Source organism: Acinetobacter sp. SFB, assembly GCF_001647545.1.
Taxonomy (GTDB): Bacteria; Pseudomonadota; Gammaproteobacteria; order Pseudomonadales; family Moraxellaceae; genus Acinetobacter.
In genome coordinates, this window is record NZ_LSZH01000001.1 from 69699 (window position 1) to 95479 (window position 25781).

The window sequence follows — 25781 nt, forward strand, 5'->3', positions numbered from 1 at the left end:
GATTTGAAAGTATGATCTAGAAAAATTGCATCAAAAAAAGAGGACTTATAAGTCCTCTTTTTGATGCATTCAAGATTATTTAGAGTCTTGATATAAACGGTCACCTTCATCGAAACGCGTGGTGATTTCTTCAGTAGGTGCCTTACCCATTAAGCTGACCACAATAATGGCAATCAATGAGCAAATGAAGCCGGGAATGATTTCATACAGCCCGGTCGCACTGAACATATTTTTCCAGAAAATCACCACAACGGCACCAATCAACATGCCGGCAAGTGCACCATTTAAAGTCATACGACGCCAGAACAATGACAGAATAATTAGTGGGCCAAAAGCTGCGCCAAAGCCTGCCCAAGCATATGCCACTAAGCCCAGAACTTTAGATTCAGGATTTCCAGCCATCCAGATTGCAAGCAGGGCAATCAGGAGGACCATCAAGCGACCAATCCACACCAATTCTTTTTGCGTTGCATTTTTGCGTAAGAATGATTTGTAAAAGTCTTCAGTCAAGGTACTTGAGCACACCAGTAACTGGCAGCTTAAGGTACTCATCACCGCGGCTAAAATGGCAGCCAGCACAATTCCGGCAATCCATGGATTAAACAGGATTTTGGTCAGTTCCATAAATACGGTTTCTGGATTGACAGTTACCGCACCGGCAAGTTCAGGGTGTTGCTGGAAGTAGGCAATACCAAAGAAACCGGCAGCAACGGCACCGCCTAAGCACAGAATCATCCAGGTCATGCCAATACGGCGTGCATTTGGAATGGATTTGACTGAATCGGCAGCCATAAAACGCACCAGAATATGCGGTTGGCCAAAGTAGCCCAGGCCCCAGGCCAATAATGAAAGAATCGCGACGAAGCTTAAATTGCCAATCACGTCAGTTGCTTGGGGACGAGCAGCTTCAAGTGCCAAAGTCAGCTGATTCATATCGGAAAAACTTAACACGACCACCACAGGCGTCAGCAACAAGGCAAAAATCATCAGGCTGGCTTGAATAGTATCGGTCCAGCTGACTGCCAAGAAGCCACCAATAAATACATAACTGATGGTCGCAATCGCACTGATCCAAAGCGCCGTGTTGTAAGACAAGTCAAACATGTTTTCAAATAAACGTGCGCCAGCCACCATGCCTGAAGCACAATAAATCGCAAAGAAAATCAAAATGATGAAAGCAGATGCTATACGCAGAATTTTCTTTTGATCGTTGAAACGGTTGGAGAAATAGTCTGGCAAGGTCAAGGCATTGTGCTGAACTTCGGTGTGCACGCGAAGACGTCCGGCCACCAGTCGCCAGTTCAACCATGCGCCAATAATCAGGCCAATGGCAATCCACATTTCAGACAAACCTGAAAGATAAATTGCACCAGGCAGACCCATCAGCAACCAGCCACTCATATCTGAAGCACCCGCAGAAAGCGCCGTTACGAAACTACCTAAACGACGACCCCCCAAAATATAATCAGAGAAATTGGCTGTTGCACGATAAGCCATCAGGCCAATCGCAATCATGGCGACAATATAAAAAAGAAAGGTAATTAAGGTCGGATTCAGGGAGCTCATACGGTATCCATTTACAAGGTGGACAGTAGATCGAAATAAAGGCTTATAAAAAAGCACAAATAATTTCAAAAAATAACGCGAAATTTAATCATAATTTCACAATGATTGCAGAGTTTTTCGCAGCTGAAATAAAAATAGACAGCCAATGCTGTCTATTTTATAGAAAAATGCAGAGCTTATGGATTACGACCCATCACGCCGCGAATGGTGTTCATGATATCTGCAGGCAACACCACAGTTTTGGCATTATTCGATTTCGCCATCTCTTGCATGGCTTTGACATACTGTTCACCAAGCAAGTAGGCCACCGGAACTTCTTTATCACCGACCGCAGAAGTAATCATCTCAATCGCACGTTGTGATGATTCAGCCAAGACCACTTGTGCTTCAGCATCACGACGTGAAGCTTCCAAACGGCCATCTGCTTCTAAAATAGCGGCCTGTTTTTCACCATCTGCTTTGGTCACGGTGGCACGGCGCTGACGTTCGGCCGCGGCTTGCGCTTCCATCGCCGATTGCATAGTGCTTGATGGCTGAATATCCTGAATTTCAACCGTTTTTAGGGTAATACCCCAGTCTGAAATATCATCAGAAATAGCGGCTTTCAGTTTTGCCTTAATGTGATCACGTGATGATAACGCATCATCCAGATCCATTTCACCGACAATTGAACGCAGTGAAGTCTGTACCAGGTTTTGAATGGCCCAGGTATAATTTTCAATACCGTAGACCGCTTTTTCTGGAGTGGTGATATTGATATAGGCCATAGCATTCATCAGTAAAACCGCATTATCCCGGGTAATCACTTCCTGAGAAGGAATATCCATCACAATGTCTTTGGTGGTGACTTTATAAGCGACTTCATCGACATAAGGAATCACAAAGTTTAGACCCGGTGTCAGGGTGGTATGGTATTTACCCAGACGTTGTACAATCCATTTATAACCCTGTGGGACAATGCGTACCCCTTTAAAAATGGTAACGCCTGCAAATACCAGGATGGCTAAAACAATAATAGATCCGCCAGACATGTTATTTCCTCGCTTTATGTATTTTCATTATGTGAATTGTGGGGTTTTACCACCAGATCATTGCCGAGAATATCGACTACGCGCACGCGATCTCCAACACGCACAGGTTCTAAGCTACGGCAGTTCCATTCATCAGAACCCAAAACCGGCATGGGGAAACGTACTGTAATCAGGTCATGTTCCATATGGATTTGAATGACCATACCCACCTGACCAATGGTCGCTTCACGGGATAAACCGGCTTTGGTCTTATCGGTTGAAAGCGGTTTAATAAATTTAAACCAGAGTAAGGTGCACAGAACGGACAGGATAATCCAGGTGACGAGTTGGGTGGTGAAGCCCATCATCGGAAACAACCAAAATAAAACACCCACCATGATGGCTGCGATGCCAAACCATAGTGCAGCAAAAGCGGGGAGTACCAATTCAGAAAGAATAAGTAAAACACCCAATACAAACCAATGCCAAGGTTCGAAAGCAAATTCCATACATCTACTCGTGTATTGTTAAAATTGATATAGATAACCAAGCGTCTATATCAATCTAGCAGATGAGTAAGTCTTTGAATATTAAAAAAGCATCTTTTTTAGATTTTGGCTTTTGCTGCAGGTTTGAAGGCGGCTGGAGACTTTTTGAAATCGGTAATGGCTTTCTCAATTGCGATGATTTTCAGTTGAGCTGCTTTTTCACCTTCCAGAATCGACTGGTTACTGGCTTTCAAATCCAGTGTGCCCAAGTGTCCCACTTTAGGTTGAATCACCACAGTCGCTTGGCTGAGTTCTTCATTAATACTTTGCTGTCCCATAATGTTTATGGTTTGATCAAGCAAGCCCCACATGTTGAGCGACTTAGCACCGACTGGACGTGCAGAAATATCCACTGCAATCACAATATCAGCACCCATATCCTTCGCCGTCTTCACCGGAATAGGACTGACCAAACCGCCATCAACATATTGTTTGCCCCCAATGGTCGCAGGCACAAAGACATTTGGAATACTGCACGAGGCACGAACCGCCTGACCTGCATTACCTTTAATAAATTCGGCTTTACGTCCGGTGTCGAGGCGCGTTGCAACTGCGGCAAAACGAATCGGAAACTGTTCAATCGGTTTGTTGGCAATGTGCTTGTTGACATAGTTCTGCAATTTTTGGCCTTGCACCACGCCTTGACTGTTGAAGGTTAAATCGCGAATGTCAGATTCTTTTAAAGTAAGGGCAATTTGCTGTAGTTGGTAAGGCGTTTTACCACTGGCATAAATACTGCCGACAAAACTGCCAGCACTGGTGCCTGTAACAATTTTCGGTTTAATACCATGTGACTCTAAAACTTTCAGCACCCCAATATGGGCAAAACCTTTGGCTCCGCCACCCCCTAAAGCAATGGCAATTACAGGTTCACGCGCTTTTATCGTTGTGGTTTGTGAGGAGGTTTTTATGGCTTTATCACAGCCGATCAGGCTAAACGCAAGGAGACCGATTAAAGAGTATTGCACAAACTTCATAATTAAAATTGAACGCTAAATAGACAAAAAGTTGCGCACATGACAGCAGATTGTTGTCATTATGGCTAGCTATTTTTTATACGATTTTGTAACGGTCTGGCTAACCATTTCGGATTTTTGGGAGAAAATTTCCCCCGATAGTGATCTAAAATTTGCTCTACATCTTGTTGATAATTTCCCGTTGGGTGAAACACACCTAAGCAGTGAATGGTCTTATGCTGGTAATCAAAAGCAAACATCACAATCGGGATATGGGCGCCCACGGCAATACGGTAAAAACCACTTCTAAACGATGCTGCCTGTTTTGCGCGTGCCTTCAGGTGCCATACCGACCCAGATCCGATCTTGGGCATCAATAAAGTCGATAATTTGCTGAGTTGTGCCTTGCTGAATACTGCGATTGACCGGAATTACGCCAATCCATTCCAATAAGGGTTTCAGCGGTGTGTTAAATAAGGTGTGTTTGCCAAAAATGGTAATTTTAATGCCCAGTCCAAGCAGGGCGGTGAAACCATGCCATGCATCTATATTGGAGGTGTGTGGGGAAATAATGGCGACGGCTTTAGGCAGGTTTGGAAATTCGCCTTCAAAACGCCAGCCTTGGGCCATAAATAATTTTTTGAACATCGTTCGGCTCAAGCTGCTACCGCGAGCAGGCACTTGATCGGGCAAGGTTGGGAAATGGGCTGACATGGTTTTATCGGCCTCCCTGATAAAAAAATATCGCATTTTAATGATGTTAAGCTTTTGTTAAATAAGATTCATTGGCAAAAAGTAAACTACAATTCAGCTGGTTTGATATAAATAATCAGTCTGCTTTTTTCATCATAAGGGATGCTATGCCGAGTACACGTAATATTTATATCGTGTTGTTTTCTTTATATTGGGCACAAGGTTTACCGGTCGGTTTTATGACCCATGCCTTACCGGTAATTTTACGTGCACAAGGGGTGTCACTGGCACAGATCGGTGGTTTTGGATTATTGATGCTGCCATGGTCGATTAAAATTTTTTGGGCACCTTGGGTCGATCGTTTTGGCTATTCAACTTTTGGACATTACCGGAGCTGGATTGTTCCGACTCAGTTATTGAGTGTGGTGGTACTGATCGGCCTATCCTTTCTCCCGATCCAGGCTTTAAATCAACCTGAATATTTACTGGCATTTTTTGTGGCTTTACTCAGCATGAATCTGCTCGGTGCCACCCAAGATATTGCAACCGATGGCTTGGCCGTCAATATTCTAAAAAATGAGCAGCAGCATTGGGGCAATACTTTTCAGGTGATCGGTTCACGGCTGGGTTTTATTGTCGGAGGTGGCGCGATTTTATGGGCACTGGATTGGCTGGATTGGCAAATTACGTTTTTAGTTTTGGCAGGACTGGTACTTTTAAACACGCTACCTGTTTTATGCTTTAAAGAACCTTCTCGATTCCAGCATATTCAGCAAGCGACTGACAAAGAATCATTTAGCTGGAGCAAAGTAAAAAGTTATCTATCCTATTTTCATCAAGACCGCAGTCTGATTTTATGGCTAGGGGTGCTGATCACTTTTAAAATTGCTGATGGTTTAGCCGGTCCTTTGCTGAAACCTTTAATGGTTGATTTAGGATTAACATTTTCCCAAATTGGCATTTATGTGACCATGCTGGGGGCATTGGCCGCACTTCTGGGCGCGGGATTGGCCGGCCTAAGTTTGAAGTACATTTCTCGTGCCAATGCACTGCTTAGTTTTTCTATTTTGAAAATTTTCAGCTTGGCTGCATACACCTGGCTGGCATTTCAATATGAGGCACAACAGTCAATTAAACCGTGGCTTATTTATTTAATTAATGCCGCTGAAGATATGATTTCAGCCATGCTGCTGGTGGTGATGCTGACTTTGATCATGCAATATAGCCGTAAACATTTGGCAGGCACAGATTTTACTTTTCAGGTGGCGCTGATGGCGACGGTCAGTGGGGGACTATATAGCCTAAGTGGAATATTGGGTGATTTTTTGGGTTATGCAGCTTATTTGGCCTTTATTACCTTGGTTGCTGTCATCTGTTTATGGCCGGTTGTTAGATGGAAAATTAGCCTAAAATAATGCATACAATCGTTTTAATTCAATTCAATATCTATTTAAAATCTAAGCAGTAAAAAAGATAACTTAATAAAATCTAAATCATTTTTTTAAATATTTCTAAACAGTAACATCTGTTACAAAATAACTTAGGGGTATTTAAAAATGAAAAGCAAAATTGCAGCAGCAATTACTTTAACGCTACTTGCAGGCTCTACTTTTGCCGCGCCAACATTCTATGGGGAAATCGATGCTTCTATCGATTATTTACCAGAAGATAATGCATCACCCGTTTCTGATCGTGACGTTGTTGAAGTCAGTTCGAATAGCTCGTTCATTGGTGTTAAAGGTGATGAAAAGCTGACTGAGCAATTAAGCGCAGTTTATGCTATTGAGTGGGGCCTAAGTGCAGATGGTGATAGTACAGACTGGACCACGCGTAACCGTTTTGTTGGTTTAAAAGATGCTCAATTAGGGACTTTAAAAGTGGGTGCGCATGACACTCCATTGAAACAACTTTCTAGTTCTGTTGATACATTCAATAACTATGTTGCCAATAAAGCTGACGTTAACGGTATTTTTACTGGTGAAGCCCGTATATCTAATGCCGTCATTTATGAGTCTCCAGCTATTAAATTACCTGCAGGTGCAATCAAAGTGAATGCCTTGTTGGCTTCTGGTGAAGATTCAGGCATTGCCAAAGGGAATGGATCATCTAAGACTGCTGGTCGTGGCTTAGGCGATGCCTGGTCTGCATCAGTTGTTTATGATAGCCCAGCGGTTGTGGCCGGTATTGCGTATGATAAAGCGATTCCAACGGGGTTTTTAGGTCGTGGTTTCGATAATTCAAATGTAGGTGAAATTTTTGCACCAACTTCCAGCTCAATTTTTGCTGCAGCTAATACACTTCGTGCAATTGGACGTGTAAATTTTGAGGGTGGTTTAGTTTTAAAAGCACTTTACCAAACATCAGAAGTTGAAGAAGCTAATGGTAATGGAAACTCTTCGGCTACTTTAAGTAATAATGTAGTTCTTCGTGCAAATGATATTGATGATTCACAAGGCTGGTTAGTAGGCGCTGAATATAACATTCCGACCGCTAAAGCTTGGACTGTAAAAGCTCAATATAGCCAAAATACAACCAGTTTTAAAAATGCAACGGCAGACTTTGAAGCGAAGCAAATTTTTGCAGGTGCAGATTATGCCTTTAACAAACAAGTTAAGGCATATGGTTATGCAGGTTATTTAACCCTTGAACAAGGTTCTAATGAAACCAAACAACCTGTTGTGGGTACAGGTTTGGAATATAAGTTCTAATCAACTATTCCTTTTAGGTGATCAAAAGGCGATGTTTACATCGCCTTTTTTTATTTAAGTGAGTTTTAAGTTTAATATTCTAGATTAAAGCATCAGTAAAAAGACTCGCTACAAAATGATGCTAAATACGATTACTCGACTACGGAATAAAATTAAGCCAATTTCTTTAAGCCAATTTAATTTGTTGCTCGCCATTTGGTTGGGTGTGATTCTAAACTTTGCTTTTTTTCAAAAAATACAAAATTTAACGCCTTATCAAGGTCCTAAAGCCTACTTGTTTTTAATGGCAACCGTATTGGTGATTGTTGCAGCTTATAACTTCATTTTTCAACTGATCCAATGGAAATGGAATGCAAAAATATTTGCTTGTATATTGCTTTTCATTGGCGGTTTTACTGCATATTTTGTGAATAGTCTGGGTGTGGTGATTTCACCTGAACAAGTTCAGAATATGATGCAAACCGATGCACGTGAAGTCCGGGGCTTATTGTCTTTACGCTTTGTACTGTGGACAGTGTTCTTGGTGATCTGTCCGCTCATTGTAGTGGCGCTGGTTCGTATCAAGCCTGAAGTCTTTTTATCTAAAGTGACTAAAAAACTCATCAATAGTATCGTTTCATTGTTATTGGTGGGTGGATTGTTGTTTCTTTTCTATGTCGATTACGCCGCGATTTTTCGGGAACATCGTGATTTAAAAGGCATGATTTCTCCACAAAATACCATCTCATCGACACTATCTTATTATCATAAATCTAAACCTGTGCAGAATTTACCTTTAGTGACTTATGGTGAGGATGCACATTTGCTTGCGCCTGTAAGTCAGCATCCTAAACCTAAACTGATGGTTTTGGTGGTAGGTGAAACGGCACGAGCAGAAAGTTTTTCTTTAAATGGTTATGCGAAAAATACCAACCCTGAACTTTCTAAACTGGATATTATTAATTTTAATCAGGTCAGCTCATGTGGTACGGCAACAGCAGTTTCAGTACCTTGCATGTTCTCTGGTATGCCGCGTAAAGATTATGACGAACAGTTGGCCAGTCACCGTGAAGGATTGCTCGATATTGCACAGCGAGCAGGCTATAAAGTGACTTGGATTGACAATAATTCAGGCTGTAAAGGCACCTGTAACCGGATAGAGCAGTATCAAATTCCGCAACAGTTAAAAGACAAATGGTGTGCTAAAGACGGGGATTGTTATGATGAAATTCTGGTAGACAGTTTAAAGACTTATCTTGCAGCGATTCCTGAAAATGACCAGACACCGCGTTTAATTGTACTTCACCAAATGGGAAGTCATGGACCTGCTTATTACCAGCGTTCCACAGATAAATTCCAACCGTTTAAACCCAGCTGTGATACCAATGCGATTCAAGGCTGTAGCAGCACAGAATTATTGAACAGTTATGATAATTCGATTGTATATACCGACCATGTTTTAAGCTCGCTCATTCAGGTGTTAAAAGGCAATTCCACCCATCAAGCAGGTTTCTGGTATTTGTCCGACCATGGTGAATCGACAGGAGAGCATGGTTTATATTTACATGGCTCACCGTATGCCATTGCACCCACGCAACAAACCCATATTCCAATGTTGATGTGGTTTTCCCCTGAATGGACTCAACACAATTCTGCACAAATTGCTTGCTTAGCCAAGCAAAAAAGCAAAGAATTGAGCCAAGATAACTTATTCCCAAGTCTGCTCAGTTTGTTGGATGTTAAAAGCCAAGTTATTGATGAACAGCATAATATGTTGCAGCAATGTGAATCAAAAAAGAAAGCGTGAGTTTAAGGCATGACTAAAATATTAATAATTGAAGATGATTTTATGATTGCTGAATCCAGCATGACTTTGTTGAAATATCAGCAATTTGATGTGGAGTGGGTCAACAATGGGATTGATGGTTTAAAAAAACTGACCCAAGCAAAGTTTGATATTGTTTTGCTCGACCTGGGCTTACCGATGATGGATGGTATGCAAGTGTTAAAACAGATTCGTCAGCAGTGGCCGGCTTTGCCGGTACTGATTATTTCTGCACGTGATCAATTACAAAACCGTGTAGACGGATTGAACCATGGGGCAGATGACTATTTGATCAAGCCCTATGAGTTTGATGAATTGTTGGCGCGCATTCATGCTTTGTTACGCCGTAGTGGCGCAGAATCGGCATTGCAAGACAGTCTGAAAATTTTAAGTTATGGTGATTTGGTTCTGGATGTCGAACAGCATATTGCCAAGTTCAAAGGTCAATATATTGATTTGTCTAATCGTGAATGGGCAATTTTAACGCCTTTGGTGAGTCATCCGAACAAGATTTTTTCTAAGGCCAATTTAGAAGATAAGTTATATGATCTGGATAGTGAAGTAAGCAGTAATACTATAGAGGTCTATGTGCATCATTTGCGTGCCAAACTTGGAAAAGATTTCATTCGCACCATTCGTGGTTTAGGCTATCGACTCGGACAACTATAAGGTTAGCATTTGGTGCAGTCACAGTATTCATTAAGAAAACGCCTGATTATTTATATTTCTGTTTTTAGTATTGCCTTGGGTTGTCTGCTGATTTTTTCTGCGTATCGGATTGCACTACAAGAAATTAATGAAGTTTTAGATGCGCAGATGAAAAATTTAGCAGAACGCGTCGCGGCTCATGATCCTGTGCCGGTTAAAAGCCAGTTTGATCCATCCAAGCATTATCATGAAGAAGATTTGTTTGTTGATGTGTGGTCTTATGCACGTGAAGAACATAAAAGCCATACTTTAAATTTATTGATTCATCCGGTTCATAAAGCAGGATTTTACACCCACAAAACCCCACAAGACATTTGGCATACTTATGTTTTGCCTTTAGAGCATTATCAGATTCAGGTCAGCCAGCAGCAATCGACACGGCAGCGTTTAGCACTCGAGCTTGCGGGAAATATGTTTATTCCTTATCTGCTGTTTATGCCTTTTGTGATCTGGGGTTTAAGCTGGATTATTAGCCGCAGTTTACAACCAATTGATGATTTTAAAGCGGAATTGGCACAGCGTGATTTAGATGAGCTAAGTGCAATACAACTTAATAATTATCCTGTGGAAATTGTTCCTACCATTACCGAAATGAATCATTTGTTTGAGCGTATTCTACATTCGCAACAGGAACAGCGACAGTTTATTGCCGATGCTGCACATGAGTTACGCACGCCCATCACTGCATTAAATTTGCAAATGCAAATTCTGTTAAAACAATTTCCAGAAGATCATGATTTACAAAATTTAAGTAAAGGATTAATCCGTATTCAACATTTGGTTAGCCAGTTACTCAATCTGGCAAAACAAGATGCTTCAATTCTGGAAGTTGAAAGCAAGCAGCAGTTTTTACTCAATCAGGTGGCAGTCAATTGTGTAGAACAGTTGATTCATTTGGCGATGCAAAAAGAAATTGATTTGGGGATGGAGCGCCAGGAAGAGATACTGCTAAATAGCCAGGAATCTGCGGTGCATTCGATTATTTTCAACCTGATTGATAACGCGATTAAATACACCCCGAACCAAGGGGTGATTAATGTTTCTGTGTTTGAACAAGATGGTTTCGCCATGGTTCAAGTCGAAGATAGTGGCCCGGGGATAGCCCCCGAGTTACACCAGCAGATTGTTAAGCGTTTCTACCGGATTCATCATCATTTAGAAATGGGTAGCGGTTTAGGACTTTCTATTGTCGATAAAGCCACGGAACGATTAGGGGGCCGTATTTCTTTCTCAACGAGTGCCAGTCTGGGTGGTTTACAAGTGAATGTACAATTGCCACTGGTCAAGCAGATTTAAACAACCCTTATTCTTGAGATGAGGGAGTCGTGATAAAATGCTTGTAATTGAAAAAGTAAAAAACCACATTAACCAGCCAGATAACCCAAGCTGTCCACAGGTTATGACTGAGAAAATGCGCTCCACGCATCATCTGGGCCCAGCCCATGGCAAAACCTAAAATACAGCCCGCGACCAGAAAAAAGTAGGCACGCTTTTTATTGGATAGGCGAAACACTGCGTAACCTGCCATGAGCGAAAAACCGGTAGCCGCATGCCCACCCGGGAAACAATGCCCTTTAGTGGTTGAAAAATCCCAAAAGAAGCCTTGAGGTGTAGGGATGGTGATATTCCAAGGGCAGGCGTGTGCCGATTGGGACTTTAACAGCCCAATGATTGAGGTTGATAGAATGACCATGCCGAAAAAATAACCATAGCTCCAGCGTAACGGTCTTAACTTTTCAAGTTTAAAGGAAGCGAGCCAGAGTATAAAAAAAATGACATAGACCAAAATGATCAGATCTTTGACATAACGGTGATTCAGTTCGGCTAAATACCAGTTATCACGCAACAAAAATTGTCCAGATTCACTTACCCAAGGATGAATCAATGCAAGGTCGATTGATCCACCGATAGGAAAAAATACCCAAAGCATGCAAAAACTAATGACCAGGAAACAGCCTTGATAGAGAATGAAGCGTTGCTTGTCGTGCATAAAGAGAAGATCGATTGATTTTATTTGCGCTATTACAACAACAAAAACTTAATCTAGACTTAAGTCATGCTCGAACAGGCAGTCTAAACACCTAGAAAGTTGTATATAGATAGACAATAGCGTTGTACTGAATCGTAATAAACATATAAAGCAAACTGCTTAAGCCTGTATGGCTTCGATGCTACATTAGTCGACAAGATTTGTGAGCTATTAAAATGACCATTCGTGCTGTTTTATTTGATCTGGATAATACCTTAACCCATCGTGATGAAAGTATTTTGGCCTATAGCCAGCATTTGGCTCGTACATATCAGCATCAATTAGCGCATGATCAGATCAGTCAAATTCAGCCGATTATTCGCCGTATTGATAATGGCGGTTACCCTAAAAAAGAGTTGCTCACTCATCCGAGTATTGCTGCTTCTGTAGCTGATGCACTGCTGCAAGAACTGAACTGGAACAGTGTTCCTGAACTGGATGAATTGACTCAATTCTGGTTTCAGCAATTTGGATTATCTGCAGTTGCCATGCAAGGTGCCGATACTCTGCTGGTCGATTTAAAACAGCAAGGTTATAAACTGGCAGTCGTTTCCAATGGTGGACATGCCACCCGTTTAACCATTCTGCAAGGTTTGGGTTTTAGCCATTATTTTGACGAAATTGTCAGTTCTGAATTAGTCGGTATGAGTAAGCCGAATCCTGAAATTTTTCTGTATACCAGCCGTCAGTTGCAGGTCGAGCCGCAACAGTGTCTATTTATTGGCGATCATCCAGTCAATGATATACAAGGCGCGACCCAAGCCGGCATGAAAGCCTTATGGCTACAAGGTTTTCATGAGATCGAAGCGCATAAACCCATTAATAAAATTCAAAATTTAGCTGACATTCAGCAATATTTATAATGCTCATTGTCCCTTAGCTATTTTCAGAAATAGAAATGACAGGGATACAGATAAAAAAACGACCCTTTCGAGTCGCGCTGAAAATCGTAATCAAATTTTAAAAGCCGGGTTTAAAATAAGGTTTATAATTTAAGCCTTAAAATAGGGCGTCTTCTGAATTGGCTGAGATTTTGTGAATAGATAAGTCCGCACCCCGAAATTCATCTTCTTGCGATAAACGAATGCCCATAGTGATCTTGAGTGCACCGTAAACCAGAAAGCCGCCCGTAAGTGCAATCGAGATTGCCAGCAATGTACCAATAATTTGAGAAATCATGGAAACATTGCCTAGACCACCTAACCATTGTTGTCCGAAAATACCTACGGCTAAGCCACCAAATGTCCCGCATACGCCGTGCAATGGCCAAACCCCCAATACGTCATCGACTTTAAGTTTATTTTGGGTATAGGTAAACAGTTTCACGAAGATCACCCCTGCAATGGCTCCAATAATCAGTGCTCCAACCGGATGCACCACATCAGAACCGGCACAGATGGCCACTAAGCCCGCCAAAGGACCATTGTGTAAAAAGCCGGGGTCATTTTTACCGATGAAGTTGGCAGCAATGGTTCCACCGACCATGGCCATGAGCGAGTTAATGGCCACTAGTCCTGAAATAGCATCTAAACGTTGCGCGCTCATCACGTTAAAACCAAACCAGCCCACGATTAAAATCCATGAACCCAAAGCCAGAAAAGGAATAGAAGAGGGTGGATGTGCACTTACTCGGCCATCTTTTTTATAACGGCCGTGACGCGCACCGAGCAAGATGACAGCGACTAAAGCGATCCATCCGCCCATGGCATGCACGACTACAGAACCGGCAAAGTCATGGAAACTTGCCCCAAATGTGCTTGCTAACCATTTTTGTAGTCCTAAATTACCATTCCAGGCAATGCCTTCAAAGAAAGGATAGATCAAGGCGACCAATAACAAGGTGGCAATGGCTTGGGAACGCATTTTGGCACGTTCGGCAATACCGCCAGAAATAATGGCAGGAATAGCGGCAGCAAAAGTCAGCAAGAAGAAACAGCGCATCAGGTTATAGCCATGATCCGCAGCTAAGGTTGTACCCATATGAAAAAAATGTTGTCCATAAGCAATATAATAGCCAACAAAAAAATAGGCGATGGCTGAAATGGAAAAATCAGTCAGAATTTTACTCAGCGCATTGACCTGGTTTTTATGTCGGACTGTGCCCAGCTCCAAAAATGCAAAACCTGCATGCATGGCTAAAACTAAAACCGCACCAAGAAGGAGAAAGAGTAAATCCATATTTTGCATATTTTGCATATTTTGCATATTTTGGCTCCATTTTAGTGCTGTTTTCACAAAAAGAAGATCAGTATATCGAGGCATAGGATTTGAGGAAGAGCTTTGAAAAAGGGAAATATTGATCATTCATTTAAAAAAATGCTCAAGACTCGATATAAAGCAAAGTATTATTTTTAGATGCATTTGATGCACTAAAATGAGGCAAAATGGTTAAATTAAAGTATAAATAAATATATGATTATTAGATTAAATTTAGATTTTATTATTTTTACTATTTTTTCAGTTTTTTTGCAGAGCACTGAATAGTGGCAATGTAATTAATTTTAACTATTAAAAATAATTTAAAGATAAAGGCATAAATGCATTTTGATAAAGCAATTCTAGCTGATTTTATAATCTATGATGCTGCGTTTGGAAAATTCTTGCTCATTCTCAAGCTAAATCGAGGAGGGTATAGATGCTAATACACGCGAGCTAAACTGAGCATATTTAAAGTAGATAAGGTGAATAATTAAACAATATGGGATACAAAACCTATAATGAATTGGTAGCTTTAGTTTTGATATCGCAGTTGCAACCCTAGAAGATAAGTGCTCATTTTATATTGTATTTTAAGGTTTAAAGATGAAACGGAGTTTGCTCGCATTACTGGCATTGGTTGGTTTTAATTCATTTGCAGCAGAAGGAACTCAATTTGATTGGGGCTATTCTAAAGAGACTGCACCTGAACAATGGAGCAAAATCAAACCTGAGTACCAAACCTGCGAAGGGCTGAATCAAGCACCGATTAATATTGATCAAACCATCTCCGCACAACTACCGGCTTTAAAATTGAATTACAGTTCAAAAGCAGACACGATTATCAATAATCAACGTACCGTACAAATCAATTTTTCCGAAGGCAGTACCTTGGAATTAGAGCAGAAAGTATTTCATCTCAAACAGTTCCATTTACATAGTCCGAGCGAACATACCATTAAAGCAAAAAGCTTTGCCATGGAAATGCATTTTGTGCACGTCACTGAACAAGACGAGTTAGCCGTGGTCGCAGTAATGTTTGAAGAAGGTGAGGAAAATAAAAAGCTGAAACAACTGTGGAAAGAATTACCGAAAAAATCAGGCAATACCGTACAGCTGAAACATCAAGATTTAGCTACAGCATTCTTACCTGTAAAATTAGATTACTATCGTTTTAATGGTTCTTTGACTACGCCGCCGTGTTCAGAAGGGGTACGCTGGATTGTACTTAAAGATATTCAACAGGCATCAAAACAACAGATTCAGATATTTTCAAGCTTGATGGAACATCCGAATAATCGTCCTGTGCAACCGACCAATGCACGCTTAGTGCTTGAATAATTTCATTCCAATAAAAAAGCAGATCATTTGATCTGCTTTTTTAAATGCTGATATATTTAGTGCAAAATTTTATTTAGGAATTGTTGCGCCCGTTCACCACGTTGGCTATTAAAGAATTCATCCTTGGTACAATCTTCTACAATTTTGCCCTGATCCATAAAGATCACACGGTTGGCCACCTGACGTGCGAAGCCCATTTCATGCGTGACACACATCATGGTCATGCCTTCTTTAGCCAGACCTACCATCACGTCTAATACTTCTGTAATCATTTCAGGATCAAGCGCGGAGGTTGGTTCATCAAACAGCATGGCAATCGGGTCCATGCTTAAGGCGCGGGCAATGGCAACACGTTGTTGCTGTCCGCCAGAAAGCTGTGCAGGGAATTTATCTGCCTGAGCACTGAGTCCAACACGGTCCAAGTAAGCCAAACCTTTTTGCTTAGCTTCTGCTTCCGAACGTCCCAAAACTTTAATCTGGGCAATGGTCAAGTTTTCAGTAATGCTCAAATGGGGAAACAGTTCAAAATGCTGAAATACCATGCCGACGCGACTGCGCAACAGGTTTAAATTGGTTTTTGGATCTTTAATGGAAATACCATCGACCGTGATGTTGCCTTGCTGAAAGGCTTCCAGACCATTTACCGTTTTAATTAATGTGGATTTCCCTGAACCCGAAGGACCACAGACCACCACCACTTCACCTTGACGAATTTGCGTACTGCAATCTGTGAGTACCTGAAATTTGTCGTACCATTTACTCACGTTCTGAATGTCGATCATCACTTTGTTATCATTCATACGTGTAACCTTCTTTGTAATTTTTTAACAGTATAGGTGGCCAAAAGACTAATGGTGAAATATACCAACCCTGCAAATAAAATGTACTGGGTCAGCAATGACATCAGGTCACCCCGGACATAGTTGGTTCTGAAAAAGTCCAGTAGGCCAATGGCATAGACCATGGTTGAATCCTGAAATAAGATAATGGTTTGTTGCAGCAGTAAAGGGGTCATTTTACGAAAGGCTTGCGGCAAGATGATGAGACGCATCGATTGCCCATAACTCATGCCTAAAGCCGAAGCTGCAGCGGATTGTCCACGCGAAATCGACTGAATGCCGGCACGTACAATTTCAGAAAAGTAGGCGGCTTCAAACAGCATAAAGGCCACAATACTGGAGACCAATGCAGTATCAATGGTCAGGTAATTCCCCGTGACTGCGGTATAGATAAAAGGCACCGCAAAGTAGAACCACATCAGCACCAACAGCAAAGGAATGGAGCGGAACAGGTTCACATACCCTTGTGCAATAAAGTTAAAAACTTTAATCGAAGACAAGCGCATTAAAGCCAGTATGGTGCCAATTAAAATTCCACCGACGGTTGCAATACAGACCACTTTTAAAGTGATACTAAAGCCATGCCATAAGGCAGGAGCAGAGAGTTGCAAGTCATTTAAAAATGCAGAGAGCCATTCCATTATTTACCTCCTGCAATTAAACCGGGCACATATAAGCGCTTTTCCAGCAAGGTCATCGCCGAGATTAAGCAGACATTAATCACAATGAAAATCACGGTCACGATGGTGTAAATTTCAATGGTATTTTGCGTATATTCACTGATGGTTTTCATTTGGGAAATAATTTCTGCAACACCGACTAATGATGCTACGGAAGTATTTTTGACACAGTTGGTCAGCTCGGAACTGAGGGGAGGTAAAATCGTGCGAAAGGACTGCGGTAAAATCACGTAGCGATAGAGCTGAGCCGTACTAAAACCCATGGCATAACCGGCATTAACCTGTCCGACCGGCAAGGCTTCAATGCCTGTGCGTACCTGTTCACACACCCGTGCAGCTGTAAATAAACCCAAACCGACACTGGCTGAAATCAGTGCAGTGGTGTTGGCGCCTAGGTCATTGATCCACCAGTCGCGAATGACTGCTGGTAAAAAATTGGGAACCACATAAAACCAGATAAATAATTGAATCAGCAACGGTATATTTCGGAAAATGGTGACATAGCCTGTACCAATGGCACGTGCAGTCTTATTCGGCAAGGTTCGCATGATGCCCAGAATGCTGCCCAAAACCATGGCAATAGTCCATGCGACAAAAGCAATCACCAACAACCAGCCCAGACCCACTAAAACCCATTGCAAATAGGTACTGCCACCGACCCCTGTGGATTGCCACAAAACACTCCAATTCCAACTATAATTCATAGTGACTCCACCGAAGAATCAGGTAAAAATCCATGTTTACCTGATCTTGAAAGTATGTTGTTTTAAAGTTTATTGATCGCGATCGTGCGGTTTAGCAATTAACGCTTTAAGCTGATCTGACATTTTGAAGTTTAGATTGATATTTTTTGGTGGAATTGGCTGCTGGAACCATTTTTCGTACATTTTGTTGATTTCACCCGAACTATAGGTAGTCTTAATCGCATCATCGACCACTTGCTTAAAGCCGGTGTCGCCTTTACGCATCATACAGCCGTAAATTTCATGAATCGGGGCGGTGCCGACAATGACCCATTTATCCGGATCGGAGGCTTTGGATTTTTCACCGGCCAGCAAGATGTCATCCATCATAAAGGCAGCAGCACGACCGTTTTGCAGCATCAAGAATGACTCTGCATGGTCTTTGGCAGAAATAATTTCACCAATACCAAGTTCTTGCTGATGTTGGCGGATATAACGCTCGGATGTTGTTCCGGCTGTAGTTACCAGTTTTTTACCTTTCAGGTCAGTAAAATCTTTCACCCCTGAATCTTTGGCGGTAAGCAGACGGGAACCGACTTCAAAGAAACCGACAGAGAAATCGACTTGTTGCTGGCGTTCCTTGTTGTTGGTGGTTGAGCCACATTCTAAATCGACCGTGCCATTTGAAACCAGCGGAATACGGTTCTGGCTGGTGACCAGGTTATAGCGAATTTTTAGGTCCGGCATATTCAGTTTTTGTTTTACCGCGTCTACCACTTTTAATTGCAGGTCATGTGCATAACCGACCGGCTGATTCGGGTTGTCTGCGATGTAAGAAAAAGGAATGGAAGAGTCGCGATAGCCCAGCACAATAGTGCCGGATTTTTTGATTTTATCGAGGGTACCTGAAGTAGTGGCATCGGAACCGGTTCCCGCTGCCTTTTCGCCCGCTGCTGGAGCCTTATTGTCACTACAAGCACTTAGGCCAAGCATGAGTGCACTTGCACAAAGTAGGGATGTTACGCTGCGTTTATGGGTCATCTATAAAACTCCTTTTTTATTTCATTATCATCAAGTGCTAAGTTGTTGGTGGAACGCCACCAGTTTTTATGCATAAGATGTTTTTTTCTATGTATATATAAATACATCAGATTTCATCTTAAGCGAGTTTTGAACAATTGCTCAAGCAAAATTTTGGCAGAATTTGTTAATGATAAATATTGAGGAAATAACCAGTTTTTAGGACCAAAGCGGTATAGCACGTGACTTTAACTGCAGCAGAAAACATGCCAGATTGAGTCTGATTTTCAGACTCACGACTAAAGTTTAACAGGGCATCATTTGAACAAAAGATAAAATTATTTAGTTTTTAGACTATTTTATCTGAGCATCTGCTCATTCATGGCTTTGGCCCAGCGGCAGCATTTACAACGTGAACACTGCTGATCCGGCTTGGAAATATAAGCGACATAACCGCAGTACATGCAGGCATAGCAGATTTCCGGTTTTACTTGAGTGGTTTGCTGATACTGTTTGGGGAAGAGCGGCAGGCCGTAACGCACTTCCTCTGGTTTGAACAATAAAATACTAAATTCACCGTCGGTTTCCAGCAAGCCGGCACGCACCTGACCCAAATGTTCGATGCCTTGCTGACGCATTTCAGCAAAGAATTCATCATGCGACATTTTTCCGCGTTTAATCTTGTCTAGAACCAGCATGCCATCTTCCACAATATACAGCGAGGTTCCTTCAATTAAGTCTTCAAAAGGTTGATATTTCATCATCAGCCAAGTGGTCAGACGGTAAAGGATGATCACAATACTCATAATCAGCAGGGCTTGAATCAGCGGCAGGTCTTCAGTGAACATCGGGTCACCGGCAATGGAACCGAGGGATAAAATAATTGCCAGCTCAAAAATGGACAGTTGCCGAATACCGCGTTTACCGGTTAGGCGCAGAAAGATCATGATCATGCTAAACATAAGCACTACGCGTATGCTGATTTCTGCGGCAAAGGTCCAAGTGGTGTCATGAATAAAGATAGTTGCCCAATCCATCAATGTCGTTCCTTTTTATTATTGGTTCATCATTCTCTTTATACTATGCCCCAGTAGAGCGGAATGTATGTTTATATTTAGGTAAAGAACTGCCAGTATTTTAGCAACTTACTGAACTTAAAATAACCAGTATTACGCAATAAAAAAATGAATAATCCAATAACTCAATGTGCATTTTTAACTTTTGCTTAGCTGTACAATGTCTGCGGTTATCTGTCATTGAGTCAGGAATATTGCTATAGTTTTTCTTTTGCTTTTTTCCTCTCTATGTCTTTCGATTTAAAAACCACAGTTCAGCCAGATACAGAGCTTTCACCACAACAGAAAAAGCTCAATCGACTGATTGAAAAAATCGAACAGCAAAAAATACACCTGATAGCCTGGGAAAGAGCGCAAAACGACATTCAGCAATATGCACGTCAAACCTTGATGCCTGCTTATAACGAATTACATACTGTATTGTTTCAGCAGCTTGAACAGCTATGGAAACACTTACATGGCGGTGAATTTTCAAAAGCAGAAATGGTACAGCTTGATGAAAAAATCCAGCACCTTGCAGCATACCTAAAAGATTCAAATGCCTTGTCAGCGCAACAAGCCAATACAGTCGATGAAATTGATACTTTTTATCAGCAATATGCAGAGCATACCAACGCAAAGAAAACCAAGAAAAAGCCTTTCGTGGAAATGGATTCTAACGTTGAAGATATTGATTCAGATGAAGAGGAAACAGCATTTGATCTCTTTGAGGATTGGGACAGTACACAGCACGAACAGCAACGGGCACAGGCCAAGTTCAAACGGCAACAGGAGAAGCGCAAACAAGCAGAGAAAATGGCAGAGCAATCTTTAAAAACTGTTTATTTGAAAATTGCAGCGACCATTCACCCTGACCGTGAACAAGATGAAAGCAAAAAAATTGAAAAAACAGAAATGCTGCAACATGCCAATGCCGCTTACAAGCAGCAGGATTTATTCTATTTACTGAAACTGCAAATACAGATTGAGCAGAATAGAGGGACAAGGCAAAAGGGTTTAACTGCAGATCAAGTGAAGTTTTATCAGCTGGCATTGAATGCACAAAGTCAGCAGTTAGATAGTCAAATAGATGAGATTATTGATTCATTGGTCTGGACAGAAAATGCCAAAATTGCAGTGCAAAAGTCCAAAGGGAAGCTTCAGATTAACGACCTGTATAAGCAGATTGATGCAGATACCGCAGCAATTAAACAGCAAATGAAATGGGAAAAAGATCGGTTGAAATATATGAGTCGGTTAAAAGGTTTGGAGATGTTGTTGGAGAATGGGGCATTATAATTCTTTATTTACCTCTCCCTCTTGCGAAGCAGTGCTTCTCATCGCATAGGCAGAGGGAGTAGCAAGTGATTTTATACCTACATAAATTTAATAATGGACGCTCCCTCTCCTTTTAGGAGAGGGCTAGGGAGAGGTTATAAATTCTGCTAATCTAAAGAAAAAATAAAACTAAAATCCTATGAACAAAAAGCTCGAGCCTCACCTTTTATTCTTCGCCAAATCCATGCGCCAATCTGCCACCGATGCAGAACATTTGATGTGGCAATTACTCCGTGCTAAGCAATTTATGAATCTGAAATTTCGTCGTCAGCATGTGATTGCACCGTATATTATGGATTTTTACTGTCATGAAATTGGCTTAGTAATCGAGCTAGATGGTGGTCAACATGGTACGGCTGATGCGATTGAATATGATGCTGAGCGAAGTAAGTTTTTAGAGGCTTTGGGTTTAAAAGTGGTGCGGTATTGGAATCATGAGGTTTTGAATCAGGTAGATTCCGTATTAGAAAATTTATGGGAAATTTGCTTAAAACTAAAAGATGATAAGTAATGGAAGCAGACCTCTCCCTAACCCTCTCCTAAAAGGAGAGGGAACTTCATTGCGTATCAAATGAAAAGTGAATTCACAAAGAATGCTCCCTCTCCCTATGGGAGAGGGCTGGGGTGATGGATTAGATGCAAATCGACATGGCTCGAATTCTTACAGCTGGACCTTTAATTTTTAATCTCAACACTTGGTTAAGTTTTTCCATAATAATATCTTTGATTAATAAAAATTGGGTAGCTTTTTGATGGTCTTGCCAAGCAACAAATCCATGTTGAAGAATGCGAAGTAAGGGAGAAATTAAGCTACGCTGAATTAAATCAATTTCACCATCTGGACTAACAATCTTTGTAATTTTTCCATAAATATGAAAATATCCATCTGTTAGTTGAGCCTTAATTCTTTTTGGATCTTGATCGTTAATATCTAAATCTACGATTCCAATGCATTCACCATCTTCATTTAGAATCATCATTTCAAGTAAATTAGACTCTAGATAATTTTTCTCCAGTTCATTAATCACACCGGTTAAAATTTGAATACCATTTTTTGCATTTATAGCTTGATTATTCACCGGACTTTTTTTATGTGAAGTTACAGGTGTATTAAAAATTTGATTGCCAAATAAATTAAAAATAGTTTCAAAATGTGGTGTTAATGATTTTATTATTTGAATAATCTCGAAGAAATCAACTGGCTGTAAAATTCCTTCAATTTTTTTATATGGAATCTCATTTTTAATATTTGATATATTGCTGATTTCATAAACAAATTTTTGTTGGTAAAGCTCTTTTAGGACTTTCATATGCAGAGCTCCCAAAGTTAAATATTTGGTTGAGCTTCTAGAGTAATTATTATTATTTTGATTATCTAATTGTCCTTCAAAGTTGCCTTCTGCTTTTGCTAACCACTCTAGAATGCCATTAGTTCCTAATACAGCAGTTCCTTTAAGATGATTATTTGATTGATTAGAATTCGTCTGAGAAATATTAGTAGATGTTTCGACTCCATCAAATAAATACCCAGCACAGTTAAGTAACATTTTTTCATTTAGGTAAATTGGTTCTAATAAGTCTTTCATATTTATAAAAATAAAGGGCTGAATAATCAGCCCTTTATACACACATTAGATCAAACTAACAACACTTAAAGCGCTGCAATCTGATCCATATTCGCTTGAATCTTCACTAACTGATCAGCAAATTCAGCCAATTTAACTTTCTCGCCTTCAACCACAGCAGCAGGTGCTTTTGCCACAAAACCTTCATTCGAAAGTTTGCCTGCAATTTGGTCATGCTGCTTTTGAACTTTATCAAAGTCTTTCTGCAAACGACCGAGTTCCGCTTTAGGGTCAATTAAGCCCTTCATCGGAACGAATACAGAGGCATGACCGACTACAGATGAAGATGACAATGGTGGTTGTTCGTCATTTGCCAAGTAAGTAATGCTTTCCACTTTTGCTAGCGCTTTAAACAATGGCTCGATACGTGAAATTTGCGCCACTTCAGCATCAGTGATGTTTTGCATCAATACCGGAAGTAAACGTGCATTACCTAAGCCCATTTCACCACGGATGTTACGTACCGCACCAATCAAACCTTGTAGCCAGTGCATATCTGCTTCAGCTTGGTCATTGATTTTCGCTGGGTCAGCAACAGGGTAAGCCGCAGTCATAATGGTTTCGCCGCCCAAACCAATCATCGGCGCAAGAGTTTGCCAAATTTCTTCAGTCAAGTACGGCATGATTGGATGCGCAAGACGTAAAGATGCTTCCATCACCGCAAGAAGAACACGACGAACTTCCGCTTTACGTTCCTCAGCCACATTTTCATCATTCAGAACCGGTTTAGTCAGTTCGACATACCAGTCACAGTATTCATTCCAGATAAACTCATAAATCGCTTGTGCAGCCAAGTCTAAACGATAGGTCGCAAACGCTTGTTGAACAGCAAGTTCCGCTTTTTGTAGGCGGCTGACGATCCATTGTTCAGGTAATTCCCAAAGATCAGGACGTGCAGTTTGACCAACCGTTTGACCTTCCACATTCATCAGAACGAAACGTGTACCGTTCCAGATTTTGTTACAGAAGTTACGGTAGCCTTCAACACGTTTCATGTCGAATTTAATGTCACGACCGGTGTTGGCAAGTGCGCAGAAGGTGAAGCGAACTGCATCTGTACCGTAAGACTGAATGCCTTCAGGGAATTCTTTACGGGTTGATTTTTCAATCTTCGCCGCTTGTTTCGGGTTCATCAAACCTGTAGTACGTTTTTGTACCAGAGTTTCTAAATCTACACCGTCAATCAGGTCTAAAGGATCAAGCACGTTACCCTTAGATTTAGACATTTTCTGACCTTCGCCATCACGTACCAAACCATGTACATACACAGTTTTAAACGGGACTTGCGGTGTGCCATCTTCATTCTTCATGAAGTGCATGGTCATCATGATCATGCGGGCCACCCAGAAGAAGATGATGTCAAAACCGGTCACCAACACATCGGTTGGGTGGAAAGTATTGAGGAAATAGTTTTCCGCATCTTTCTTGGCATCGCCAGTCCAACCGAGTGTTGAGAACGTCCAAAGACCAGACGAGAACCAGGTATCTAAAACGTCTTCGTCTTGTTTCAGTTCTACATCAGCCGCAATGCCGTTTTCCGCGCGCACTTCCGCTTCCGAACGACCCACATAGATGTTGCCATCTACATCGTACCAAGCCGGAATACGGTGACCCCACCAGAGTTGACGTGAGATACACCAGTCTTGAATGTTGTTCATCCAGGCCATGTACATGTTGCTGTATTGCTCAGGCACAAATTTAATGTCGCCATCTTTCACTGCTTGAATGGCAGGTTCAGCAAGTGGTGCAATTTTCACATACCACTGATCCGTCAATAACGGTTCAACGATCACGCCTGAACGGTCACCGCGAGGGGCTTTCAAGTCATACGGCTGGATTTGATCGAGCCAGCCTTCGCTTTCCGCTTGTTCAACCAGTTTTTTACGCGCAGCAAAACGTTCTAAACCAATATACTCTGCAGGTGCAGCAATGGTTTTAGAAATCTGTTCGCCCGCTTTGGCAATGTATTCAAACTCAGCCAGCACTTCAGCATTTTTATTGAAGATGTTGATGATTGGTAAGTTGCAACGTTTACCCACTTCATAGTCATTGAAGTCATGTGCAGGTGTGATTTTTACACAGCCTGTACCGAAGTCTTTTTCGACATATTCGTCGGCAACCACAGGAACCAAACGACCTGAAATTGGCAGAACAATATTCTTGCCGACAAGATGTGCATAACGTTCATCTTCAGGGTGTACCGCAACAGCCGAGTCACCGAGTAATGTTTCAGGACGAGTCGTTGCGACAACCAGGAAGTCTTTGCCATCTTTGGTGCGCAGATCTTTATCTTCAAAGAAATACTTAAAGTGCCAAAGTGAACCTTTTTCTTCTACTGATTCAACTTCAAGGTCAGACAGGGCAGTTTGCAGTTTCGGATCCCAGTTCACCAGGCGTTTACCACGGTAAATCAAGCCTTCTTTATGTAAACGTACGAAGACTTCTTTCACCGCATTCGATAAACCATCATCCATGGTGAAGCGTTCACGTGACCAGTCTACTGATGAACCTAAACGGCGAATCTGGTTGGTAATGTTGCCGCCAGACTGTTCTTTCCATTCCCAGACTTTTTCAATGAACTTTTCACGGCCCAAGTCATGACGGCTGATGTCTTGTGCAGCCAGTTGACGTTCTACCACCATTTGGGTTGCGATCCCGGCATGGTCAGTTCCCGGTTGCCACAGGGTATTTTTACCTGACATGCGGTTATAACGGGTCAAGGCATCCATAATGGCATTGTTAAAACCATGACCCATGTGCAAGTTACCAGTGACGTTTGGGGGCGGAATCATGATACAGAAAGAGTCGCCTTTTTCAGACGGCTTAAAGTAGCCGTTTTCTTCCCAAGTCTTGTACCATTTTTTCTCGATCTCGGTAGGATCGTATGTCGTAGCAATATTTTGCGCAGAATCAGTCATAGTCAGAACAGATCAAAAGTGAATGAAAAATTAGGACTATTGTAGCAAAAAAATTACCGAATGA

22 protein-coding genes and 1 pseudogene are annotated in these 25781 nt (G+C 41.5%); 9 read left to right on the plus strand and 14 right to left on the minus strand.

Annotated elements, in window-relative coordinates:
* Positions 1-75 precede the first annotated feature (75 nt).
* From putP to AY606_RS00330, 5 genes and pseudogenes are all read right to left on the minus strand, one after another.
* Positions 76-1566, minus strand: a complete 1491-nt coding sequence (gene putP / locus AY606_RS00310) for a sodium/proline symporter PutP (RefSeq protein ID WP_067863063.1) — start codon at positions 1564-1566, stop codon at positions 76-78.
* A gap of 176 nt (positions 1567-1742) precedes the next feature.
* The gene (locus AY606_RS00315; RefSeq protein ID WP_067723944.1) at positions 1743-2597 is read right to left on the minus strand and encodes an SPFH domain-containing protein; all 855 of its coding nucleotides are present in this window, start codon (positions 2595-2597) and stop codon (positions 1743-1745) included.
* Positions 2598-2611: 14 nt separating this feature from the next.
* On the minus strand, positions 2612-3085 hold the full coding sequence (locus AY606_RS00320) for an NfeD family protein (protein WP_067863066.1): 474 nt from the start codon (positions 3083-3085) through the stop codon (positions 2612-2614).
* 98 nt (positions 3086-3183) lie between these two features.
* A complete protein-coding gene (locus AY606_RS00325; protein ID WP_067863069.1) occupies positions 3184-4101 on the minus strand; it encodes a patatin-like phospholipase family protein in 918 nt (305 codons plus the stop codon).
* A gap of 65 nt (positions 4102-4166) precedes the next feature.
* Positions 4167-4794, minus strand: a pseudogene (locus AY606_RS00330) (1-acyl-sn-glycerol-3-phosphate acyltransferase).
* A gap of 146 nt (positions 4795-4940) precedes the next feature.
* Here AY606_RS00330 and AY606_RS00335 point away from each other — a divergent pair.
* The 5 genes from AY606_RS00335 to AY606_RS00355 all read left to right on the plus strand — a co-directional run bounded on the left by AY606_RS00335 (position 4941) and on the right by AY606_RS00355 (position 11289).
* Positions 4941-6188, plus strand: a complete 1248-nt coding sequence (locus AY606_RS00335) for an MFS transporter (RefSeq protein WP_067863073.1) — start codon at positions 4941-4943, stop codon at positions 6186-6188.
* Between the two features lie 141 nt (positions 6189-6329).
* Positions 6330-7481, plus strand: coding sequence for a porin (locus tag AY606_RS00340; RefSeq protein ID WP_067863076.1), 1152 nt, complete (start codon positions 6330-6332; stop codon positions 7479-7481).
* A 118-nt stretch (positions 7482-7599) separates the two neighbouring features.
* The gene (locus AY606_RS00345; protein ID WP_067864452.1) at positions 7600-9267 is read left to right on the plus strand and encodes a phosphoethanolamine transferase; all 1668 of its coding nucleotides are present in this window, start codon (positions 7600-7602) and stop codon (positions 9265-9267) included.
* Between the two features lie 9 nt (positions 9268-9276).
* Complete coding sequence (locus tag AY606_RS00350; protein ID WP_067863078.1) at positions 9277-9954, plus strand: response regulator transcription factor; 678 nt, start codon at positions 9277-9279, stop codon at positions 9952-9954.
* 12 nt (positions 9955-9966) lie between these two features.
* The gene (locus AY606_RS00355) at positions 9967-11289 is read left to right on the plus strand and encodes an ATP-binding protein (RefSeq protein ID WP_067863080.1); all 1323 of its coding nucleotides are present in this window, start codon (positions 9967-9969) and stop codon (positions 11287-11289) included.
* Positions 11290-11296: 7 nt separating this feature from the next.
* Here the strand turns inward: AY606_RS00355 and AY606_RS00360 are convergent, their stop codons facing one another.
* Entirely contained in the window at positions 11297-11983 is a 687-nt protein-coding gene (locus tag AY606_RS00360) for a phosphatase PAP2 family protein (RefSeq protein ID WP_067863083.1), read from the minus strand.
* Positions 11984-12198: 215 nt separating this feature from the next.
* On the opposite strand from AY606_RS00360, the gene AY606_RS00365 reads away from it, so the two are divergent.
* Positions 12199-12885: an HAD family hydrolase gene (locus AY606_RS00365; RefSeq protein WP_067863086.1), complete on the plus strand. Its 687-nt coding sequence runs from the start codon at positions 12199-12201 to the stop codon at positions 12883-12885.
* Between the two features lie 136 nt (positions 12886-13021).
* Here the strand turns inward: AY606_RS00365 and AY606_RS00370 are convergent, their stop codons facing one another.
* A complete protein-coding gene (locus AY606_RS00370; protein WP_067864456.1) occupies positions 13022-14209 on the minus strand; it encodes an ammonium transporter in 1188 nt (395 codons plus the stop codon).
* A 615-nt stretch (positions 14210-14824) separates the two neighbouring features.
* On the opposite strand from AY606_RS00370, the gene AY606_RS00375 reads away from it, so the two are divergent.
* The gene (locus tag AY606_RS00375; RefSeq protein ID WP_067863089.1) at positions 14825-15559 is read left to right on the plus strand and encodes a carbonic anhydrase; all 735 of its coding nucleotides are present in this window, start codon (positions 14825-14827) and stop codon (positions 15557-15559) included.
* A 56-nt stretch (positions 15560-15615) separates the two neighbouring features.
* On the opposite strand, the gene AY606_RS00380 is transcribed toward AY606_RS00375, so the two are convergent.
* The 5 genes from AY606_RS00380 to AY606_RS00400 form a co-directional block, all read right to left on the minus strand.
* Positions 15616-16341 (minus strand): amino acid ABC transporter ATP-binding protein, encoded by a 726-nt coding sequence (locus tag AY606_RS00380; protein WP_171255341.1) that lies wholly within the window; start codon positions 16339-16341, stop codon positions 15616-15618.
* Positions 16342-16355: 14 nt separating this feature from the next.
* The gene (locus AY606_RS00385) at positions 16356-17039 is read right to left on the minus strand and encodes an ABC transporter permease subunit (protein WP_067863095.1); all 684 of its coding nucleotides are present in this window, start codon (positions 17037-17039) and stop codon (positions 16356-16358) included.
* A complete protein-coding gene (locus tag AY606_RS00390; RefSeq protein ID WP_067863098.1) occupies positions 17039-17782 on the minus strand; it encodes an amino acid ABC transporter permease in 744 nt (247 codons plus the stop codon). Before AY606_RS00390 ends, AY606_RS00385 begins: the two co-directional genes overlap by 1 nt.
* A gap of 69 nt (positions 17783-17851) precedes the next feature.
* Positions 17852-18802: a transporter substrate-binding domain-containing protein gene (locus AY606_RS00395; RefSeq protein ID WP_067863101.1), complete on the minus strand. Its 951-nt coding sequence runs from the start codon at positions 18800-18802 to the stop codon at positions 17852-17854.
* A 338-nt stretch (positions 18803-19140) separates the two neighbouring features.
* Positions 19141-19818, minus strand: a complete 678-nt coding sequence (locus AY606_RS00400; RefSeq protein ID WP_067863104.1) for a DUF421 domain-containing protein — start codon at positions 19816-19818, stop codon at positions 19141-19143.
* Positions 19819-20085: 267 nt separating this feature from the next.
* On the opposite strand from AY606_RS00400, the gene AY606_RS00405 reads away from it, so the two are divergent.
* Complete coding sequence (locus AY606_RS00405) at positions 20086-21135, plus strand: molecular chaperone DnaJ (protein ID WP_067863107.1); 1050 nt, start codon at positions 20086-20088, stop codon at positions 21133-21135.
* A gap of 178 nt (positions 21136-21313) precedes the next feature.
* Positions 21314-21685 carry an endonuclease domain-containing protein gene (locus tag AY606_RS00410; protein WP_067863110.1) on the plus strand — a complete coding sequence of 124 codons (372 nt, stop codon included), beginning with the start codon at positions 21314-21316 and terminating at the stop codon, positions 21683-21685.
* 121 nt (positions 21686-21806) lie between these two features.
* Here the strand turns inward: AY606_RS00410 and AY606_RS00415 are convergent, their stop codons facing one another.
* Both AY606_RS00415 and AY606_RS00420 read right to left on the minus strand, forming a co-directional pair.
* Complete coding sequence (locus AY606_RS00415) at positions 21807-22802, minus strand: DUF6414 family protein (RefSeq protein WP_249409192.1); 996 nt, start codon at positions 22800-22802, stop codon at positions 21807-21809.
* Positions 22803-22825: 23 nt separating this feature from the next.
* On the minus strand, positions 22826-25717 hold the full coding sequence (locus AY606_RS00420; protein ID WP_067863113.1) for a valine--tRNA ligase: 2892 nt from the start codon (positions 25715-25717) through the stop codon (positions 22826-22828).
* Positions 25718-25781: the final 64 nt, after the last annotated feature.

Bases quoted from the DNA above. Each gene is read 5' to 3' on its own strand.
- putP (WP_067863063.1), bottom strand. From the start codon at position 1,566: ATGAGCTCCCTGAATCCGACCTTAATTACCTTTCTTTTTTATATTGTC.
- AY606_RS00315 (WP_067723944.1), bottom strand. From the start codon at position 2,597: ATGTCTGGCGGATCTATTATTGTTTTAGCCATCCTGGTATTTGCAGGC.
- AY606_RS00320 (WP_067863066.1), bottom strand. From the start codon at position 3,085: ATGGAATTTGCTTTCGAACCTTGGCATTGGTTTGTATTGGGTGTTTTA.
- AY606_RS00325 (WP_067863069.1), bottom strand. From the start codon at position 4,101: ATGAAGTTTGTGCAATACTCTTTAATCGGTCTCCTTGCGTTTAGCCTG.
- AY606_RS00335 (WP_067863073.1), top strand. From the start codon at position 4,941: ATGCCGAGTACACGTAATATTTATATCGTGTTGTTTTCTTTATATTGG.
- AY606_RS00340 (WP_067863076.1), top strand. From the start codon at position 6,330: ATGAAAAGCAAAATTGCAGCAGCAATTACTTTAACGCTACTTGCAGGC.
- AY606_RS00345 (WP_067864452.1), top strand. From the start codon at position 7,600: ATGCTAAATACGATTACTCGACTACGGAATAAAATTAAGCCAATTTCT.
- AY606_RS00350 (WP_067863078.1), top strand. From the start codon at position 9,277: ATGACTAAAATATTAATAATTGAAGATGATTTTATGATTGCTGAATCC.
- AY606_RS00360 (WP_067863083.1), bottom strand. From the start codon at position 11,983: ATGCACGACAAGCAACGCTTCATTCTCTATCAAGGCTGTTTCCTGGTC.
- AY606_RS00365 (WP_067863086.1), top strand. From the start codon at position 12,199: ATGACCATTCGTGCTGTTTTATTTGATCTGGATAATACCTTAACCCAT.
- AY606_RS00370 (WP_067864456.1), bottom strand. From the start codon at position 14,209: ATGCAAAATATGGATTTACTCTTTCTCCTTCTTGGTGCGGTTTTAGTT.
- AY606_RS00375 (WP_067863089.1), top strand. From the start codon at position 14,825: ATGAAACGGAGTTTGCTCGCATTACTGGCATTGGTTGGTTTTAATTCA.
- AY606_RS00380 (WP_171255341.1), bottom strand. From the start codon at position 16,341: ATGATCGACATTCAGAACGTGAGTAAATGGTACGACAAATTTCAGGTA.
- AY606_RS00385 (WP_067863095.1), bottom strand. From the start codon at position 17,039: ATGGAATGGCTCTCTGCATTTTTAAATGACTTGCAACTCTCTGCTCCT.
- AY606_RS00390 (WP_067863098.1), bottom strand. From the start codon at position 17,782: ATGAATTATAGTTGGAATTGGAGTGTTTTGTGGCAATCCACAGGGGTC.
- AY606_RS00395 (WP_067863101.1), bottom strand. From the start codon at position 18,802: ATGACCCATAAACGCAGCGTAACATCCCTACTTTGTGCAAGTGCACTC.
- AY606_RS00400 (WP_067863104.1), bottom strand. From the start codon at position 19,818: ATGGATTGGGCAACTATCTTTATTCATGACACCACTTGGACCTTTGCC.
- AY606_RS00405 (WP_067863107.1), top strand. From the start codon at position 20,086: ATGTCTTTCGATTTAAAAACCACAGTTCAGCCAGATACAGAGCTTTCA.
- AY606_RS00410 (WP_067863110.1), top strand. From the start codon at position 21,314: ATGAACAAAAAGCTCGAGCCTCACCTTTTATTCTTCGCCAAATCCATG.
- AY606_RS00420 (WP_067863113.1), bottom strand. From the start codon at position 25,717: ATGACTGATTCTGCGCAAAATATTGCTACGACATACGATCCTACCGAG.